Below are 18,308 nucleotides of genomic sequence, written 5' to 3'. Positions count from 1 at the left end.
TTATTTAGAGGAATTATTCACATCTAAATTATTGTCTTATGAATGAACACATCAAAGCTTTTAACAAGTTAATGACCGATGCCGGAAATTACCTTGAATCCGAACGTGCTTACTCGGGGTATACGGTTGGGGCTTATCGAAGGGGCTGGAAACAATTAAGGGAGTTTATGGTCGCCAACGGGATCACCCATTATGACAAAGGAGTAGAAGCTCAGTTTTTAAGCAATGAGTTTGGTGGACGCAAAGGCTGTAAACTCTCCAAACAGGAAGAATTTCTAGCTAATGGAACTAAGAAACTGACCGAGTTCCAAAGTATCGGCAAGATCAATGTTGCAGCCCGTCCGCCCGGTAAGACCCCCTTGCTTTTTAATGGGATCTTAGGTGCGGAAATAGACAAATTTCTAGATTATAAAAGAGTAGAGGAAAGATTATCGACGACTCGTTTGCATTGCTATAAACGTTGCCTTTTCCGCTTTTTGGAATACTGTAATGATTATAAGTTGCATGCCATAAGGGATATTGATTTGGCTGTTTTGTTACAGTATATCAATAAGCTCGATTGTGGAAAAACCGTAGTAGTCCCTGTTCTTTCAACGCTCCGCGGTTTTATGAAGTACTTATTTGAACAGAAGCTTTTAGCAGCTGATTATTCCAAGGGAATCCCAAAGTACAGGATCATTGGTCAACCTAAATTACCTTCCACATATTCCAGAAAAGAAATTGAAAAATTGATCAACTCGGTGGAACGATCCAGTCCAATAGGAAAACGGAACTATGCCATTATTATTCTGGCTGCAAGGCTGGGACTTCGGGCTTCGGATATTGCCAGGTTGAAGTTTGCGAACCTGCATTGGGAAACCAGTACTATAGAAATAGAACAAGTCAAGACCGGCAAGGAATTAATACTTCCCTTATTGCCAGATGTAGGAAATGCTATCATCGATTATTTAAAATACGGGCGGGCTAAGTCAGAGGAGGCATGTATATTTTTATCAGAAAGGCCACCGTATAGTTATTTTACTTCAAGCAATGTGGTCACCCATGTGGTCCAGAGAGCTTATAAAAAAGCAGGGATTAACATCCAGGGCAGGCGGTTCGGGCCTCATTCCCTGCGTCACAGCCTGGGGCTTAGAATGCTGGAAGAAAGTATAGTGCTCCCTGTCATTTCTGAAGTCCTGGGGCATAAAAGCACAGAATCCACAAGGTATTATTTAAGGATCGATCTCAAATCCATGCGACAGTGTATGCTGGAAGTACCTCTTGTACCGTCCCAATTTTACCAGCAGAAAGGAGGTGTTTTTTATGATTAATTATGACAGCATATATGGTCCGGCAATAACGAAATTCATTGATATGAAAACAAAGCTGGGTTTTAAGTATAACACAGGTAAGTTTATATTATCTCAAATCGACCAGCTGGCCCATAAAGGTGAAGAAGAAACGAGGGGATTTACAAAGAAGTTCGCTCAGAAATGGAGTGAAGAAAGATGCAATGAGTCGGAACGATATCGATACGATAGAATAAGATACCTCGCACAATTTTCTTCTTACCTCTGTGACTTGGGTATCCCCTCTTATATTCCCAAACTTCCACGTTATCCGAAAAATACTTTTATCCCATACATCTATTCCCAGAAGGAGATCCTGGCCTTATTTAAAGCTTCTGATGAACTCAGATCTGTAAAAAGAAATATGAACTCCTGTTTGATCTGTATGCCGGCACTGATCAGGTTATTATACGGCACCGGAGTTCGCATTGGAGAAGCCCTTGCCTTGAAAGATGAGGATGTAAACCTGGAGGAAAATTATTTACGTGTGAAAGATTCCAAGAATGGGAAGGAGCGTATCATTCCTATTTCGACTTCCCTGGTTAGTGTTTGTAAAGAATATAGAAACTACAGGGATCACCTCCCCATTAAAGATAGCCCTGGATATTTCTTTATTAGTGCCAATGGGAATAAATGTGGGCAAGGGGTGGGAAGTTGGTTCAAAAAGTGTTTAAGTGAAGCAGGTATCCACTATACCGGACGAAACCATGGCCCTCGTGTCCACGATCTCCGGCATACCTTTGCGGTTACCTCCCTGGCCAGCATGGCTGAAGCTGGCGTGGACTTGTATGCTTCCTTACCGATACTGTCCAACTATCTAGGACATGGATCGATAGGAGCCACCAACCATTATGTAAGACTCACTGCGAATATGTACCCAGATTTGATCAAGGAGGTTAACATGACCTGCCTGAATGTATTCCCTAAATATAGAAATTATGAAACCAACTGATTTTTCAAAGTATATCTCTGATTTTATATCAAGGTACCTGCCCCATGAAAAAGGGCTAAGTAATAATACCATTATAGCATACCGGGACACCTTTGTCTTACTACTTGAGTACCTCCAGAAGGAAAACACTTAAAATTAGAGAAACTCACTTTAGATAAGATTACCAAAGAAGTGGTCCTGGATTTTCTTGACTGGCTACAAAATACGAGGAATTGTGGCAATGCTACCCGGAATGCACGTTTGGCGGCTATCCATTCGTTTTACAGGTTTTTACAGCGTGAAAGCCTGGGTCATCTGCATCAATGCCAGAAGATCCTATCCATTGGATTTAAAAAATCCAGGAATAAATCCATCACTTATCTGACCATTGATGGGATGAAACTGCTATTACAACAGCCAGATTACACCACCCTTAAAGGGAGGAGGGACTTAGCACTACTGTCTTTACTGTATGATACAGGTGCCAGGGTACAAGAAATCATTGACCTGACCCCTTCTATGTTGCGACTGGATACTCCGCCAGTGATCAAAATCATTGGTAAGGGTAATAGAGCACGTATAGTGCCGATGCTGGATGCACAAACCGGGCACCTTAAGAATTATATAATGGAACACCGGTTAGATACCGCTTCTGCTAATATGTACCCACTGTTCTTTAATAGTAGGAAGGAAAAACTCACCCGTGCTGGGATCCATTACATTGTACAGAAATATTTTAAAAAAGCATTGGAAGAAAATAAAATGCTACTCCCTGAAAAAATAAGCTGTCATTCCCTGAGGCATTCCAAAGCAATGCATTTGCTCCAAGCTGGAGTGAACCTCGTCTATATCCGGGATATTCTAGGGCACGTATCAGTTCAAACCACGGAAATCTATGCAAGGGCGGATTCTAAGCATAAACGCAAAGCTTTAGAAAAGGCATACGTTAATGTTAATCCTAACGAAACCGCCAAATGGAAAAAAAATGAAAGCTTGATGATGTGGCTGAAGAAATTCTAAGAATGTTATGTAAAGTAATACAAGCTGTTCGCTATTAAAACAAGGAGGTACAGCTGTTTACTTTACATAACTATTTACTTTGCATAATGGGCTTTATGTAAAGCTTTACATAAAGCCCATAACCATCCATCGGGAAATTTAAAACCCAGTTAAGCAGATAAGCAACTGACTAATAAAATTAAAAATGCAGGTGAATTTTTAGATATAAAATTATTGGATCATCTCATTATTATCCCGGATGGGGATTACTTCTCTTTTGCTGAATATCAAACGCGGAGTTTCCATTATTGGCGCTTCAGGGAGTGGAAAAACAGAAAGTGTAGTTTATAATCTTCTGGAGCATTTTAGCAAAAAATCTTTCTGCGGACTAATACACGATTATAAAGATTATGAGATTACCGAAATGGCCTATCCCCTATTTCGAAATCCGAATTTGCCAATCTATATTCTTTCTTTTGATAAAATAATCCATCGGGTAAATCCTATTGCCCCGAGATATATGGAGAATGAAGAAGATATAAATGAGGTGTCAAGGGTTCTTATAGAAAACCTGCTGGAACAAAAAGAAGCTGGTGCCATTGGAGTAGGCAAATTTTTTAATGATGCCGCGCAGGGATTAATCACTGGACTTATATGGAAACTGAAAGTTTCTTTTCCGGAATATTGTACGCTTCCTCACCTGATTGCCATTTACCAATACCTGGACACGGATGAACTCATAGATTTTTTGAAATCCAACCAGACTTCACGGGCTTTTGCAGATGCTTTTATTAGCGGAAAGAATTCCATAAGACAAACCGCTAGTAAAAAGCACACTTTCTACTGCACTAATGAAGATAATCAGTAAACGTGTTTTTATGGCACTGGCAGCAGATGATATTCCCCTTAATATTAATAACCCGGAGAACCAAGCTGTGATCTCATTGGTAAATAACCCGAAATACGATTCCGCATATTCTCCTGTCATTGCCACGGTAATGCATGCCATTGTAAAGCAAATGAGCGTGGGGCATTCCAGATCGTCTTTTCTACTGAATGAAGAAGCTCCAACCATTAGATTATTAAATATGCACCGCATCCCAGCCACGTTTAGGAGCTATGATATAGCCACGGTATATGTGATGCAGGATAAAATACAGAATGATATGATATATGGGTACAAAGCCAGTAAGGCAATTTTAAGCAATCTGTCCTATCAATTCTTTGGAAAAGTGAATGATCCTGATACTGCGCGTTATTATGAACGATTTTTTGAGATCATAAAAGATGAAACCAAAACAGTGATGCGAGGTACAGGATTGGATTTTGATACGAAAATATCAACTGGGGAAATAGAGATTTCTAAGGTTAGGGCAAATGTGTTTTTTAGTTTAAAACAAGGTGAATTTGTTACTTATGCCGATGGAAAGGATAAAAAAGTTCAATTTAAGCAGCAGAAAATTGAACGAGCACTGCCTGAAATGACACATTTTTTTTCAGAGGAAGAAGTCAATGAAAACTATAAAAACATATACAGGGAGGTTCGTTCTATCTTTAATAAAAAGAAGCAAAAAAAGGAGGAGGCTGGATAGCTTTTAATTTAATAAACTCAAAGTTATTATTATTAGAATGCCCTATGATACATTAATCGATAGTACGGGACATCAGAGTATCAAAGAAATAATAAAAACCTAAAAGGCGCGAAAAATAAATGCAATAATTTTAGGTATTAGCAAACGCTTGAGGAAAGATTTTAAAAGAAATGAAATATTTTCATTTATAGAAAGTGATTTTGTTGTTAAAGATGTTTATAAAGACATTAAAAGAGGCAAAGAAAATTTGTAATCTTACACCCAAAAGCTGAAGGATAGGGGGGAAGAATATACGAAATCAATTTTATAACCTTCCTGTCTTATTTATCCATTATATTTTTTGAATAAAACTGCTGCGCAATGACCACCAAATCCAAAATTGTTACTCAATGCATAATCAACTGTTTTAGTTGATGTTTTTCCAAGTGTGACATTCAAATCTGAAGAAATTGCTTCATCAATTATTTTCGTATTAATTGTTGGTGGAATTAAATCTGAATTTATTGATAAACACGTAGCTATTGCTTCAATTGCTCCAGTACCTCCTAAAAGATGTCCAGTCATAGACTTTGTGCCACTAATAGTAATATCCCCTAAATTTCCATTAAATAGTGTCTCAATGGCCTTGGTTTCCGATAAATCTCCAGGACCTGTAGAAGTGGCATGTGCATTGATGTAATTTACCTCGTCTGGCATAATTCCGCCTTCTCTTAAAGCCTCTTTCATGGCAAGATAAGCACCTTTTCCTTCCGGATGTGTATTGGTAATATGGTAGGCATCGGCCGTTTCTCCACCACCAATAATTTCTGCATATATTTTAGCATTTCGTTTTACCGCACTTTCCAAACTCTCGACCACTAATGCACCAGCACCTTCACCAAGCACAAAACCATCTCGGGAATTATCAAATGGTCTGGACGCCGTTTTGTAATTTTCATTGTTAGTAGATAAAGCTTTCATTGCGTTGAATCCGCCAACAGCAGACTTGTTGATTGGCGCTTCAGAACCACCGGTTATAATAATATCTGCTTTTCCCCATTTTATATAGTTAAAGGCTTGAATTAAGCCATTGGTAGAAGAGGAACAAGCGGTAACTGTACAGGTATTTACACCTCTTAAACCGTATTTAATAGATAAATAACCAGCTACACTATTTGCAATTATCTTAGTAATAAAAAAAGGGCTAAACCTCGGATTAAATTGATTTTGACTGAATTCTATGATGTCTTTCTCTATCGTTTCAAAACCACCTATCCCGCTTGAAAATATGACACCGATTCTATCTGTATCTAATTTATCAAAACTCAAATGGGCGTCTTTAATAGCTTCATCGGCAGCTATAAGTCCATATTGATTGAATCTGTCTAATTTTCGACTTTCCTTTCTGTCGAAATAATTTAATGCATCATAGTCCTTTATCTCGCAGGCAAAATCTGTTTTAAACTTTGTAGTATCAAAACGAGAAATTTTATCAGCTCCCGATACCCCATTGAGCAAATTTTTCCAATAGTGTTTTGCATCATTTCCTATAGGAGTTATAGCACCTAAACCTGTAATTACTACTCGTCTCATCTTAATTCAATTTTAATGTTTTATTTAAACTGTTATCTCAACCTCTTGCTTATAATGACCGTCTATAAGTTTTAATTTGATCTCACTAAAAACTCTAATGGTTCTATCTACATCTTCCAAGGTGTGATCTGCCGTTGGAATTAATCTTAAAATAATCATTCCTTTTGGTACCACAGGATAAACAACCATAGAGCAAAAAATATGATGGTTTTCTCGCAAATCACTTACCAATGCTGTAGCTTCTTCTATGGTTCCATTTAAATATACCGGAGTAACTGGTGAGTTTGTATTACCTATATCAAAGCCTGCATCAGTTAATCCATTTTGTAAAGCTTCTGTGATTTGCCATAATTTCTCTCTTAATTCTGGTCGGGTTCGCATCAACTCAAGTCGCTTTAAAGCTCCAAAAACCATAGGCATGGGTAGTGCTTTTGCAAAAATTTGAGACCGCATATTGTATTTGAAGAACATAATTGCTTCTTTGGTACTTGCGATAAATGCACCTATTCCAGCAAATGACTTTGCAAAGGTGCCAAAGTAAAAATCAATGCCATCTTGAATTCCTTGCTCTTCACCTGTTCCAGAACCTGTTTTACCCATGCAGCCAATGCCGTGTGCATCATCTACCAATAATGAAAAGCTATATTTTTCTTTTAAAGCAACAATTTCTCTAAGTTTCCCTTGGTCACCACGCATACCAAAAACTCCTTCGGTAATCAATAAGATTGCGCCTTTGGTTTTTTTTGTTATTTTTTGAGCACGGAGTAATTGTTTTTCACAATCTTCGATATCATTATGCTTAAAAACATAACGTTGTCCCATATGTAATCTTGCCCCGTCAAGAATACAAGCATGAGACTCGGCATCGTAAACAACAACATCATTTCTGTCCACCAAGCTATCAATTATAGATAGCATTCCTTGATAACCATAGTTTAATAGAAAAGCATCTTCTTTACATACATAATCTGCAATTTCGACTTCAAACTTTTCGTGGAGCTTTGTATTGCCGCTCATCATTCTCGCTCCCATAGGATATGCAAGGCCGTACCGTCTTGTTCCTTCACTATCAGCCTCTCTAACTTCTGGATGATTTGCTAATCCTAGGTAATTATTTAGGCTCCATACTAATTTCTCTTTCCCATTGAAAATCATTTTATTGCTGATCTCCCCTTCAAGTCTTGGATAGGAATAATACCCATGGGCATAGTGTGCGTGGTCACCCAATGGGCCTAGGCGTGTTTGTAGTTTATCAAGTATATTCATAAATTATCTTTAAAAATTAATTGTAATGCTGTTGCCTTTTTTAAATTTTAAGTAGTTTGGTAATAAGTGTTTTAGATCTTTTATTGCAATAATCTCATCTTCGTTTTTATAATTAGATATCTTATTTAGAAAACTTAAAAAGTATTGAAGATAAATTTTATCGATCAAAATATTATGAATAGTAACATTGGTAAACACAAAGATTTTTAATTTTTCAACACCTAGTGATACTATTGATTCTATTTTAATAAAGTCCAAATTTTAATTCATAGCAATCAAAATTTCTTCTCCAAAAAATTCAGTTTTCCATTATAGGCTGTAAATTCTAAATCAAATCCTTCTATATTATCAACCCCCATACTCCAATACGTCACAAGGAGAGTTCCAACAGGTGTTTTTTTTAATTGATTTTCTACATATTCTGAATATGTAAAATATAATTTTTCGTCTATAACGATTTTGTTGTCTATTAAAAGTGAATTATCTAGGTTTTCATAAAATGGATTATAAAAATAAAAGGCATCGTAATCTGAAAAAGCAATTTCTGTAATATTGGAGTGAAAGAATTCTACATTATTAAGATTATGCGTTTTTGCTATTCTTTGAGATAACTTTACAAGCCCTTCTCGTTGCTCAACACCATAAAAATGACCTTTTGTTGAAGCAGCTCCTATCAAACAAAACTTTCCTGCCCCAGAGCCAATATCCAAAACTTTGCAGTTTGGTTTAGCCACTAAATAATCGGCAGCTAATTTGGCTACTTCCACAGGTGTCCAATGGAATTCAGAGAGCTTTTTAATACGCAAAGGATAAAGTGTATTAAAAAAATCGTCTTCAACGTCAATATTTAATTGTAAATTTTTAAAAATCATTGTGTGAATTATGAATAATCTTGAAAAGTTAATAAGGAAGCAGTATCTATTTTTGCTATTAAAATAGCTTGCCAATATTTGTATGGAGCAGTATTTACATACGCAGTATGGCTATGTTAGAGTCTATTTTTCTATAGTTTTGCAATCAAAAATTGCTATTAAATGAAAAGTGTTATTGGTTCCATAATCTATTCCTCAAATAGATCCTTATTTTATTAGCTTCCTTTAATGGTTAGTTTGATCAAATCGATTACATCTATTTCCTTTTGATCAAAATCTGATATTCCTAAACAAAAGTCATACAGGCCTACTTACTGCTTCCATAAATTTTTTTAGGAATCATTATTATTTTGGTTTATTTTTTTCAATAAAAAAAACTACTAGAAAGTAATGCAAAACGTGAATTTAAGACTGAAAGCCACTAATAACATCATTCTTCTAACAAATCGTAATACCATTCTTTTGCGCTTTTTATAGCTTGCTCTAATGATTCCCCTTCTATATATTTTCCTGTGATCATTAAAGATTCTACAATTTCGAATACTTTTTCTTTAATAATCGGATCCAGGGAGTCTAATTCTTTTGTTAAGTGTTTATACATCTAAAGCTCTATTTAGGATACATTTATTCTTAATAAATTTATTTAATTTTAAATTAAAATCTTTTCAGGTTTACAATTCTTCTTTTAAAAGAAATTGAGCCCTTTCCATAGCTAATTTGATATTGTCTGTAATATTATGCTTACCAAGCAAAGAATATACATTTGCTTTTAAAAGTTCTTTCTTCACCTTTCGGTTTGCGCCAGATATTATTATTTGTGTTCTTTTTCCCTTGAATTGTAGACAAATTTCTTTTAACCTGTTTACTCCTGTAGCATCTATAAATGGAACATTTCTCATTCTTAAAATGAGCACTTCGGTTTTGAAATTTAAATCGGTAACTACTTCCTGAAATTTTTGGGAAGCTCCAAAAAACAATGGACCATTAATCTCATACATTAAAATTCCTTTTGGAATTTCTGGAATTTCTTCTTCAAATAATTGATCCTTATAGTCCTCATTGGATTTTAACAATTGTGCAGTATTTTCAATGGTCGTTTCTTCACTCATTCGTTTCATAAATATGAAGCTGGAAAGGATCATTCCAATTTCAATGGCCAGTATCAAATCAAAGAATACTGTGAGAAAAAAAGTGGTAAGTAGAACAACCACATCCATTCTATTGCTTTTCATAAGGGAAAAAAAATGATGCCATTCTCCCATATGCCAGGCCACCACCACTAAAATTCCGGCTAAACAGGACAGCGGAATCAGTTTGGCTATAGGAGCAAATAAAAGCATGATCAATAATAGAACTACGGCGTGAATAATTCCTGAAATTGGGGTTCTACCTCCATTTTTAATGTTTGTTGCTGTCCTTGCAATTGCACCTGTTGCAGGAATACCACCAAATAATCCAGAAAAAATATTTGCCGTTCCCTGGGCTATCAACTCCATATTTGAACGGTGGCGGCCCCCGGTCATACCGTCGGCCACCACAGCCGAAAGCAATGATTCAATACTTCCCAGAAGGGCAATAGCAATCGCAGGTTGAATTAATTGTTGAATTATGGAGAAATTAATGGTAGGTATTTCAGGAAGAGAAATACTGTTAGGAATTTCTCCAAACCTACTTTCTATTGTTTCTAAAGGTAAATTGAAATAATATACTGCGGCCGTACTTATTACTATGGCAACAATAGATCCTGGAATTTTTGAGCTAATTTTGCTAAAATTTAATGAAATAAGTACCGTTATTATCGCGATGCTGAATGCCTGCCAGTTTACCTGCAAAAAATTACTTCCATAGGCTTTCCATTTTTCAATAAAATCTGGTGGAACTTCTCCCATATTCAACCCAAAGAAATCTTTCATTTGTGATGAAAAGATAATAATTGCAATTCCGCTGGTGAATCCCACAATAAGAGGGTAGGGAATAAACTTCAAGTAATTTCCCATCCGGGCTAAACCAAGACCAATAATTAAAAAACCAGCCATAAAGGTTGCAATGGTTAAACCCCCAATTCCGTGTTCCTGAACAATTCCATAAATAATTATAATAAATGCACCTGTAGGACCTCCAATTTGTACGCGGCTACCACTAAGTAAAGAAATAGTGATACCTGCAATTACCGCTGTTATTAATCCCTTTTCAGGTGATACCCCAGATGCAATGGCAAAAGCAATGGCCAGAGGTAATGCTACAATACCAACAATGATTCCTGCTAAAATATCTTTGGATAGCTGTTTTCTTGTAATACCTTCTTTAAGTAGCGTAAAAAGCTTTGGGGTAAATTCTGTTTTCATTTTATACTACAATTAGTATTATAAGTTCTTTAAAATTTTTAAAGGATTTCATTTATTGTTTTGGATTGTACAAATGCTGATCAAAATCTACATTCATGTTTATTAAAATTGCCCTGGTAAAACGCATTAAAGGAATTTGAAATAGAAAACATAAAATGACGATCCCTGGATATAGAATAGTGAAAAACATAGAGAGATTCTTTAAGGAAAATCCTAGAAATATTAGTGGAATAAAAACAATGAGCACTATTGGATAACTTATCCATAAAGCAGCGGTGTAATAACCCGGTTCTATTCTATAGCTTTGGCTACAACTAGGACATTTTTTAGGCATATCGAGCATTTGTTTAAAAACGATCCAACCCTTATTTATAAACAAATCTCCTTCCTGGCAGCGAGGGCATTTTAGGTTTAGAATACTATATAGCTTAGTGCCTTTCTTCATAATTTTATTAATAAAATCTACCGCTTAGGGAGAAATATTGCAACTGCTAAAATGCAGGAGGTGCTGGGTTTTTTACAATAAATTAAATTTTATCTTTTAGACTTATGATTCAATTTATTCACAAAACATTCATTTTTTAAATTACATGTTTTTTATAATTGCCTTTCCAAATTGTGAGCATTTAATTAGTGTTGCCCCTTCCATTAATCTCGCAAAATCATAGGTAACAGTCTTTTGGGCAATGGCGCCCTCAACTCCTTTCAAAATTAAATTGGCGGCTTCAAACCAGCCCATATATTCCAACATCATTACCCCTGAAAGAATTTCCGAAGAAGGGTTTACTTTATCCTGACCTGTATATTTGGGAGCTGTTCCATGGGTAGCTTCAAATATGGCAATACCTGTATTATAATTAATATTGGCACCCGGAGCAATACCAATCCCTCCAACAAGAGCCGCTAAAGCATCTGAGATATAATCCCCATTAAGATTTAGCGTTGCTATAACATCATATTGTGATGGCCTTAAAATAATTTGTTGCAGAAAAGCATCGGCAAGAACATCTTTAATTATTAATTGATGATTATTTTTTTTTATCACCAACCAGGGGCCACCATTATATTCTGTTGCACCAAATTCTTCTTTTGCTAACTCATATCCCCAATCTTTAAATTTCCCTTCAGTGAATTTCATAATATTTCCCTTATGAACTATAGTTACAGAATCTCTTTTATGCTCAATAGCATAATCGATTGCTGCTCTCATCAACCTTTTCGTTCCTTCTTCGGAGACTGGTTTTACTCCTAATGAAACAGTATCAGGAAATCGTATACTCTTCACACCCATCTCTTCTATAAGAAACTTTTTTACTTTATCCACTTCCGGCGTACCACTTAACCATTCGATCCCAACATAAATATCCTCAGTATTTTCACGAAATATCACCATATCTACCAGCTCAGGACTCTTAACAGGTGAGGGTACTCCCTTATAATATTTTACGGGTCTAACACAGGCAAAAAGATCAAGTTCTTGTCTTAGAGCTACGTTAAGAGACCTTATCCCTCCACCTACAGGTGTGGTTAATGGGCCTTTAAGGGCCACTAGGTGTTCCCTAATATTTTCCAAGGTTTTTGTTGGTAACCATTCTCCTTCTTTTGAAAAGGCTTTCTCACCTGCATAAACTTGTTTCCAAAAGATTTTTCTTTCCCCTCCGTAAGCTATTTCAATAGCCGTATCAATTACTTCTTTAGTTGCTTTCCAAATATCCGGGCCAACGCCGTCGCCTTCTATATAGGGAATTATTGGAAACGCAGGGACTTTTAACTTTTTATTTTTGAAGACGATTTTTTCTCTAATCATATTTTATACTCTTAATTTCCTTAAGTTATTTTTTTTCTTATTTATAAATCGATGCAAAATCAATTAGAATTCCATTTAAATTTCGCATTGCAAAAGCTTACAACATAATCTGCATAGTCTATAAGGATAGCCCTGTTTCATCAATTTTTTTTAAGATTGTTTCTATCGTCCTTTGCCAATTACTTTTTCTATTTGAAATATCTTTAAGCATTTTCACATAATAGCTTCGGTATACCTCATCTTCAAGAAGCGTATGGATATCTACATTTGTAAACCCAAGACGTTTTAATTTTTCGATCGCCAAATTGTTTAATTTATTTTCTCTGTATGAATTGCTCATAAGAATCTATCATATTATAGATTGTAATTCCGTCTTTAATTTTAAAGGATAGGACTTTTAATGCTAGGCCCACCTTTCAGAATTTCGACATTTGCAAATTCAGAATATTTCTTAAAGTTGTCTTTAAACATCGATGCCAGATTTTCTGCTATTGCATCATATCTATATTTGTCAATCCATGTATTTCTTGGGTCTAAAATTTCTGTGGGTACATTTGGACAAGAAGTTGGAATGGCAAGGCCAAAAAAATTATCCTCATTAAATTCCACCCCCTCTAGATGTCCCTCTAGTACAGAACTTATCATAGCCCGGGTATATTTCAAATTAATTCTTTCTCCAACAATATATTCTCCACCAGACCATCCTGTATTAATTAGCCAAACTTTTACATTATGCTTTTTAATCTTATCACCCAATATTTCAGCATATTGAGTAGGGTGAAGCGGTAAAAATGGTTCGCCAAAACAGGCAGAAAAAGTGGCTTGGGGTTCATTTACACCTGCTTCTGTTCCAGCTACTTTTGCGGTATAACCTGAAATGAAATGATACATGGCCTGACCTGGGGTTAATTTTGAAATGGGGGGTAAAATTCCAAAAGCATCACAGGTAAGAAAGAATATATTTTTGGGTAAACTTCCAACTGATGGTTCTACTGCATTTTCAATGAAGTGCAGAGGATAAGCTGCCCTCGTGTTTTCTGTAATACTTGTATTGGTATAATCAACTTTATTTGTTCCTGGATAAAACTTTATATTCTCAAGTAAGGTCCCCTTTTTTATTGCATTGAATATTTGGGGTTCTTTTTCTTTGGTTAAGTTTACACATTTTGCATAACACCCTCCTTCAAAATTAAAAATTTTGGTTTCGTCCCACCCGTGTTCATCATCTCCAATAAGTTCTCTGTCCGGATCTGCAGAAAGCGTAGTTTTTCCGGTACCGGAAAGTCCAAAAAATATGGCTGTATCATTTTTAGCACCAATATTAGCAGAACAGTGCATAGGGAGAACTTTTCTCTCTTTTGGTAGAATAAAATTTAAAATTGTAAAAACACTTTTTTTAATTTCCCCTGTATAAGCACTTCCGCCAATTAGGATTTTTTTACGTTTAAAGTTAATAATTGTAAAATTGGACTGTCGGGTTCCATCTATTTCAGGATTGGCATAAAACCCAGATGCAACTATTATTTCCCAATGTGGTACAAAATTTTCAAGTTCTACTTTTGTAGGCCTTAGAAAAAGATTATTAGCAAAAAGGTTTTGCCAAGGAGTTTCCGTAATTATTTTGACATTTAATCTGTATTCACTTGATGCACACACATAGGAATCCCGGATATAAACATCTTTATTTTCCAAATAAGAAATGACCTTTTTATAAAGATTCTCAAAAATTTCAGGCTGGAGAGGTTGGTTAACTTCACCCCACCAAATCGAATCTTTAGTTATCTCGTCTTCAACAATAAATTTATCCTTTGGAGAACGACCAGTATAGGTGCCTGTATTAACGGCTAAGGCTCCAGTATCTGTCAACATTCCTTGATTTAATTGGATAGTCTTTTCTATTAAATCATCGGTGGGTAGGTTCCAGAATATATTTTTATCTCTAAGAGATTTTAAATCATCGCTTTTTATAGGTTTTTCTGAAATGCTCATATTATATTTTTTTTACAGGACAAAAGTAGGGCTAGGTACATTCTTAATTCTTGATACAGATTTGTATAAAAATTGATATTGATCAAGTTTTATATAGATAGCGGAGATCCTTTATTTATCTTTGGTAAGTATAAAATTTATTAAAAATGTCAGAAAGTATAGGTTTTCCTATAGATGATTATCATTTTAAAAGTCATTCTATTTTTGAAGAATTGCCAAAGGAGGACCAGGATTTTGTAAAGACGGTAATGCTACTGAAAAAGTATCGGAAAGGTGAAATGATTTTTATTGAAGGATCTTATCCCTCCGGAATATTTTATTTGATTGAAGGAAAAATAAAAAAGTATAAAGTAGACAAAGATGGCCGGGAACATATTATTTATATATGTAACCAGGGAGAACTTTTAGGCTATCCTGCATTGTTAAGTGAAGAAACATTTTCAGATTCAGCAATGGCTTTAGAAAATATTACCGTTGGATTTATTCCAGGAAAAAAATTTCTAGAATTGCTTGAAAAATCTACGGTACTTTCCAGTAAACTTTTGAAAAATTTGAGCCATGAATTTGCTGTACTTGAAAACAATATCCTCTCTATAGCCCATAAAACAGTGAGAGAAAGACTCGCGCTTACATTACTTATTTTAAGAGATAAATTTAAAGCAGGCGATAAGCCCAATGAAATTGTAGAAATAACCCTCACCCGGGAGGATTTAGCAAATATTCTTGGAACCGCAGTGGAAACGCTGGTTCGCTTTTTAAGGGAGTTCAAAGACGATGATATAATTGAAACCAAGGGCAGGACTATTCGCATTTTGAAAGCCCACAAACTAGTTGAAATTGCAAATCTTTAATAAGAGTTTAATTATCCAAAAGTAATATTAGAATTATTTCGAAAGTGAAATGAATTTCAAAAAGGCTGAATTATAAAGGAATCATATTGGGGTTCCCAATTTTTAAATTTATAGGTCTCAATGATGTTGATTAATTTGTCCACAATATACTAGAACCTCACGGGAACAGCTTTGGCATAAGTCTAAAATACAATTTTACCTAGATCTCTTCAATTACGAATATGCGATGTTAACATTAGTTTATTTTGCATAATCATTGTATTTTTCAATTATATAAAGAATGTTTTTTTGACTTCCTTTCATAGAATTAAATTCTTCTAGGATAATTGGATTATCTTCAATTAATGGTCTTATTCTATTGAGCCCATTCTCTCTGGCATTCAATCCACCAAAATCAGTTGATTTGATTTCTGAATCATCTTTTGAAGTGAAAAAGAGAACACCATCTACCAATTGATAAACATTGATTCTACCATTAATAATTCTTTTCAAAAACCATTTGTCATATATTGTTGCTATGAAGCAGTCACCATCTACGCCATCCATAGATCTAATTATTTTTACTTCACTAGGATTGATCAAATCATTATTTCCATTTTCATCCTTAATTTTATATCTTATTTCTGATGTGTTTAAATAATTTATAGCTCTTGTTATCTTTCCATAAATGGTATCGTTCCTATTTGTGACTATATATTCTTTTTCCTGAGCTATAGTTGTTGTGATAATTAAGAAAAAGAGTGCTGTAAAAATTTTTAGTGATCTCAATAAGTTTTCTTGTTTGTGAATGATTTTTTGCCAACTTGAAGCCATAAGATCATGATTTAGGGTATTTTCCAATTGTATCTACATCTTTTTTATAAGCGTTTCTTTTAGCCAGTTAAAAGCTGCTTCCTGATCATAGTGAGTTTCTGGACGTAATAGACCTTCCGTATCTCCTGTAAAGCTTAAATCTTTTTCTTTAGCCTCTATATTCTGAAGAAATTCCTTTTGTGAAGGAGCTTTTCCTACTGAAAACTATATATGCATGGAAGCATTTTATAATTTCATCTATGTCCAGTTCTATATTCCTTCTGGAATAATCAAGATCGAAGAGATATCTTCCTTTACTTCGCTGATATAATGCCCTAAGCTTAGTTCCCAAAAGTTCATTTATACTGTAGGTGGTAATAGCTGTTTTCCCGCTGAACCATGGATTATTAATCTCAAAAGGAAATTCTACCCAGTCCAGCACATTAAAATGTTCCTTACAGTTAATTTCCAGTTTAAGCCTGCGAGGTTCCTCCTCATATTCTGAAGTAAAACGATATAAAGCCTTTGCTCAATGCCCTCTTACCTGGATGCGCCTATCTTCTTCAAAAAAAGTGACCACCTCCCCTATCCGCTTCATAATAGGTTTAATGGGCCCTTCTTTAATTTGTACCAGATCTATATCTTCGGAAAAACTTGGCGCAGAATGCAGATATAATTTATGTAAAGCTGTAACACCTCTAAAAGCCAGGTTTTCACGAAGGAAATCGTCAGAAAAAATTTCCACCAATGCCCTGATAATCAAAAGCATCGGGACAAGCTCACGAGTTATAAATTGGTAAACCCTTTAGAAATTTAAGGCAAGTCTCGGGGAATTAAACCCTCAATGAGGGATTAGATCCTGTTCTACCTGTGCGAATTCTTTCCATGGTGCAGTTTTCTGCCATTGAGCTAAATTAGGTTTTGGAATCATAAATCACTTTCTAATTGTAGGTTAATATCCACTTTCCATCTGTTATCCACTGCTCCAGGCCTTTGTTTAGTGCTAGGCTGCAAAAGTACGGGATGATATTTATTTCTGTTCAGCTTTTCAAAAATGAGATCAGCTAATAAACTTTCTGGCTCTACTTCTGAAATCAAATATCCCAAACGCTGCGAAGTGGCTTTGTGGTCATACCAGTCAAGTAAATCCTCAAGGTCATTTTGGGTAACTTCTTCCAATAATTCCTCTACAGTGGAAAGCATTCGGTTGATGCCACCCAACTTATTCTGATAACGCACAAGATCTGCGAGAGTGAGTGCGGGACTAGAAATATAATAAATCCCGGCATCTGATTTTTGAGTTAAAACATTATTTTTAGGCCAAACCGAACTTGTTAAAAATCGAATGTCGATTGCGGATTTTTGAATATCCAATAACTTAGGCGCCTGAGTCATTACATAATCCCGCTGTGACTGCTGATGACTGGCGCCATATACTTTGGCAGCGCTATAAAATCCTAAGTAATAATTACGGCCTAAATAATCAAACAGTTTATGTAAATAAAGGTTAATGGGCAACTTACCAAAACTGGAATATCTTGGAGTGAGTATTAGGTAGTAACCCTGACGGAGATTTATTACTTCGTTCTTTTCAATTAAACGGTCAAGTTCTCTTACAAGTGCAGTTTTACCTTTTCCGGTTTGGTTTAAAAGTTCATTGAGTGAAAAGGAATATTCCTCTACACCTAATAGCTTGTGAATATATTCGGACACTGACATTTTAGTATTTATTCGATAAATATACCGAAAAAAGGTATATAACTAAAATAAATACTATTATTTAGAATTTTTAATTCCATTGGTTCGCTGTAAAGTCTGGTTACTCTGTCATTTTCATACGTAACTGTTTAGAATTATGTAGCCCTTATTCAGGACCAGTCCCTATTGCTTACAACGGCGGTTCACAATAAGAGAAGTAGCGAGTAGGAATGTAGATTTTGAATTCACGAACAACAAAACCAATA

The 18,308-nt window shown here is 35.3% G+C and carries 17 protein-coding genes and 3 pseudogenes; 8 read left to right on the top strand and 12 right to left on the bottom strand.

The genetic code is table 11. From position 1 onward, the window contains the following. The first annotated feature begins 38 nt into the window (after window positions 1-38). The 7 genes and pseudogenes from H033_RS0112030 to H033_RS20165 form a co-directional block, all read left to right on the top strand. A complete protein-coding gene (locus tag H033_RS0112030; protein ID WP_026838533.1) occupies window positions 39-1,310 on the top strand; it encodes a site-specific integrase in 1,272 nt (423 codons plus the stop codon). Window positions 1,311-1,353: 43 nt separating this feature from the next. Continuing rightward, complete coding sequence (locus H033_RS0112025; RefSeq protein WP_231367609.1) at window positions 1,354-2,280, top strand: tyrosine-type recombinase/integrase; 927 nt, start codon at window positions 1,354-1,356, stop codon at window positions 2,278-2,280. Beyond that, window positions 2,243-2,413 (top strand): site-specific integrase, encoded by a 171-nt coding sequence (locus H033_RS22130; protein ID WP_316928640.1) that lies wholly within the window; start codon window positions 2,243-2,245, stop codon window positions 2,411-2,413. The genes H033_RS0112025 and H033_RS22130 overlap by 38 nt, the downstream gene beginning before the upstream one ends. Window positions 2,414-2,451: 38 nt before the next feature. Then, window positions 2,452-2,502, top strand: a pseudogene (locus H033_RS22125) (hypothetical protein); the annotation flags it as partial. A gap of 153 nt (window positions 2,503-2,655) precedes the next feature. Beyond that, window positions 2,656-3,279 (top strand): tyrosine-type recombinase/integrase, encoded by a 624-nt coding sequence (locus tag H033_RS22120; RefSeq protein WP_231367636.1) that lies wholly within the window; start codon window positions 2,656-2,658, stop codon window positions 3,277-3,279. 165 nt (window positions 3,280-3,444) lie between these two features. Then, window positions 3,445-3,609, top strand: a complete 165-nt coding sequence (locus H033_RS22515) for a JAB domain-containing protein (protein WP_410503526.1) — start codon at window positions 3,445-3,447, stop codon at window positions 3,607-3,609. After that, window positions 3,542-4,850 (top strand): annotated as a pseudogene (locus tag H033_RS20165) (type IV secretory system conjugative DNA transfer family protein); the annotation flags it as partial. The gene H033_RS22515 and the pseudogene H033_RS20165, both read left to right, overlap by 68 nt. Window positions 4,851-5,174: 324 nt before the next feature. On the opposite strand, the gene fabF reads toward H033_RS20165, so the two are convergent. The 9 genes from fabF to pckA form a co-directional block, all read right to left on the bottom strand. After that, window positions 5,175-6,422 carry a beta-ketoacyl-ACP synthase II gene (fabF, locus tag H033_RS0112005; protein ID WP_026838531.1) on the bottom strand — a complete coding sequence of 416 codons (1,248 nt, stop codon included), beginning with the start codon at window positions 6,420-6,422 and terminating at the stop codon, window positions 5,175-5,177. A gap of 24 nt (window positions 6,423-6,446) precedes the next feature. Then, the gene (locus tag H033_RS0112000; protein ID WP_026838530.1) at window positions 6,447-7,688 is read right to left on the bottom strand and encodes an aminotransferase class I/II-fold pyridoxal phosphate-dependent enzyme; all 1,242 of its coding nucleotides are present in this window, start codon (window positions 7,686-7,688) and stop codon (window positions 6,447-6,449) included. Between the two features lie 275 nt (window positions 7,689-7,963). Further along, window positions 7,964-8,560 carry a methyltransferase domain-containing protein gene (locus H033_RS0111990; RefSeq protein WP_026838528.1) on the bottom strand — a complete coding sequence of 199 codons (597 nt, stop codon included), beginning with the start codon at window positions 8,558-8,560 and terminating at the stop codon, window positions 7,964-7,966. Between the two features lie 430 nt (window positions 8,561-8,990). After that, window positions 8,991-9,161 (bottom strand): hypothetical protein, encoded by a 171-nt coding sequence (locus H033_RS21630; RefSeq protein ID WP_155827806.1) that lies wholly within the window; start codon window positions 9,159-9,161, stop codon window positions 8,991-8,993. 70 nt (window positions 9,162-9,231) lie between these two features. Then, a complete protein-coding gene (locus H033_RS0111980) occupies window positions 9,232-10,905 on the bottom strand; it encodes a SulP family inorganic anion transporter (RefSeq protein WP_026838527.1) in 1,674 nt (557 codons plus the stop codon). Between the two features lie 52 nt (window positions 10,906-10,957). Further along, entirely contained in the window at window positions 10,958-11,350 is a 393-nt protein-coding gene (locus H033_RS20160) for a DUF983 domain-containing protein (protein ID WP_051227905.1), read from the bottom strand. A gap of 141 nt (window positions 11,351-11,491) precedes the next feature. Beyond that, the gene (gene icd, locus H033_RS0111970) at window positions 11,492-12,712 is read right to left on the bottom strand and encodes an NADP-dependent isocitrate dehydrogenase (RefSeq protein WP_026838526.1); all 1,221 of its coding nucleotides are present in this window, start codon (window positions 12,710-12,712) and stop codon (window positions 11,492-11,494) included. 118 nt (window positions 12,713-12,830) lie between these two features. Then, a complete protein-coding gene (locus H033_RS0111965; protein ID WP_026838525.1) occupies window positions 12,831-13,052 on the bottom strand; it encodes a hypothetical protein in 222 nt (73 codons plus the stop codon). Window positions 13,053-13,093: 41 nt separating this feature from the next. Continuing rightward, window positions 13,094-14,701, bottom strand: coding sequence for a phosphoenolpyruvate carboxykinase (ATP) (pckA, locus tag H033_RS0111960; protein ID WP_026838524.1), 1,608 nt, complete (start codon window positions 14,699-14,701; stop codon window positions 13,094-13,096). A 146-nt stretch (window positions 14,702-14,847) separates the two neighbouring features. On the opposite strand from pckA, the gene H033_RS0111955 reads away from it, so the two are divergent. After that, a complete protein-coding gene (locus H033_RS0111955) occupies window positions 14,848-15,552 on the top strand; it encodes a Crp/Fnr family transcriptional regulator (RefSeq protein ID WP_026838523.1) in 705 nt (234 codons plus the stop codon). 240 nt (window positions 15,553-15,792) lie between these two features. Here H033_RS0111955 and H033_RS0111950 read toward each other — a convergent pair whose 3' ends face one another. The 3 genes and pseudogenes from H033_RS0111950 to H033_RS0111930 form a co-directional block, all read right to left on the bottom strand. Continuing rightward, window positions 15,793-16,392 carry a hypothetical protein gene (locus H033_RS0111950; protein ID WP_155827804.1) on the bottom strand — a complete coding sequence of 200 codons (600 nt, stop codon included), beginning with the start codon at window positions 16,390-16,392 and terminating at the stop codon, window positions 15,793-15,795. 121 nt (window positions 16,393-16,513) lie between these two features. Next, window positions 16,514-17,089: pseudogene (locus H033_RS20155) on the bottom strand (nucleotidyl transferase AbiEii/AbiGii toxin family protein). A 182-nt stretch (window positions 17,090-17,271) separates the two neighbouring features. Continuing rightward, window positions 17,272-18,063, bottom strand: a complete 792-nt coding sequence (locus tag H033_RS0111930; protein ID WP_026838519.1) for a type IV toxin-antitoxin system AbiEi family antitoxin — start codon at window positions 18,061-18,063, stop codon at window positions 17,272-17,274. Window positions 18,064-18,308: the final 245 nt, after the last annotated feature.

The organism is Gillisia sp. JM1 (assembly GCF_000424645.1).
GTDB lineage: Bacteria > Bacteroidota > Bacteroidia > Flavobacteriales > Flavobacteriaceae > Gillisia.
This window is presented reverse-complemented; position numbering and strand designations above follow the sequence as displayed.

Coding starts and splice junctions, on each gene's coding strand:
- H033_RS0112030 (WP_026838533.1), top strand. CDS start 39: ATGAATGAACACATCAAAGCTTTTAACAAGTTAATGACCGATGCCGGA.
- H033_RS0112025 (WP_231367609.1), top strand. CDS start 1,354: ATGAAAACAAAGCTGGGTTTTAAGTATAACACAGGTAAGTTTATATTA.
- H033_RS22130 (WP_316928640.1), top strand. CDS start 2,243: ATGTATTCCCTAAATATAGAAATTATGAAACCAACTGATTTTTCAAAG.
- H033_RS22120 (WP_231367636.1), top strand. CDS start 2,656: ATGAAACTGCTATTACAACAGCCAGATTACACCACCCTTAAAGGGAGG.
- fabF (WP_026838531.1), bottom strand. CDS start 6,422: ATGAGACGAGTAGTAATTACAGGTTTAGGTGCTATAACTCCTATAGGA.
- H033_RS0112000 (WP_026838530.1), bottom strand. CDS start 7,688: ATGAATATACTTGATAAACTACAAACACGCCTAGGCCCATTGGGTGAC.
- H033_RS0111990 (WP_026838528.1), bottom strand. CDS start 8,560: ATGATTTTTAAAAATTTACAATTAAATATTGACGTTGAAGACGATTTT.
- H033_RS21630 (WP_155827806.1), bottom strand. CDS start 9,161: ATGTATAAACACTTAACAAAAGAATTAGACTCCCTGGATCCGATTATT.
- H033_RS0111980 (WP_026838527.1), bottom strand. CDS start 10,905: ATGAAAACAGAATTTACCCCAAAGCTTTTTACGCTACTTAAAGAAGGT.
- H033_RS20160 (WP_051227905.1), bottom strand. CDS start 11,350: ATGAAGAAAGGCACTAAGCTATATAGTATTCTAAACCTAAAATGCCCT.
- icd (WP_026838526.1), bottom strand. CDS start 12,712: ATGATTAGAGAAAAAATCGTCTTCAAAAATAAAAAGTTAAAAGTCCCT.
- H033_RS0111965 (WP_026838525.1), bottom strand. CDS start 13,052: ATGAGCAATTCATACAGAGAAAATAAATTAAACAATTTGGCGATCGAA.
- pckA (WP_026838524.1), bottom strand. CDS start 14,701: ATGAGCATTTCAGAAAAACCTATAAAAAGCGATGATTTAAAATCTCTT.
- H033_RS0111955 (WP_026838523.1), top strand. CDS start 14,848: ATGTCAGAAAGTATAGGTTTTCCTATAGATGATTATCATTTTAAAAGT.
- H033_RS0111930 (WP_026838519.1), bottom strand. CDS start 18,063: ATGTCAGTGTCCGAATATATTCACAAGCTATTAGGTGTAGAGGAATAT.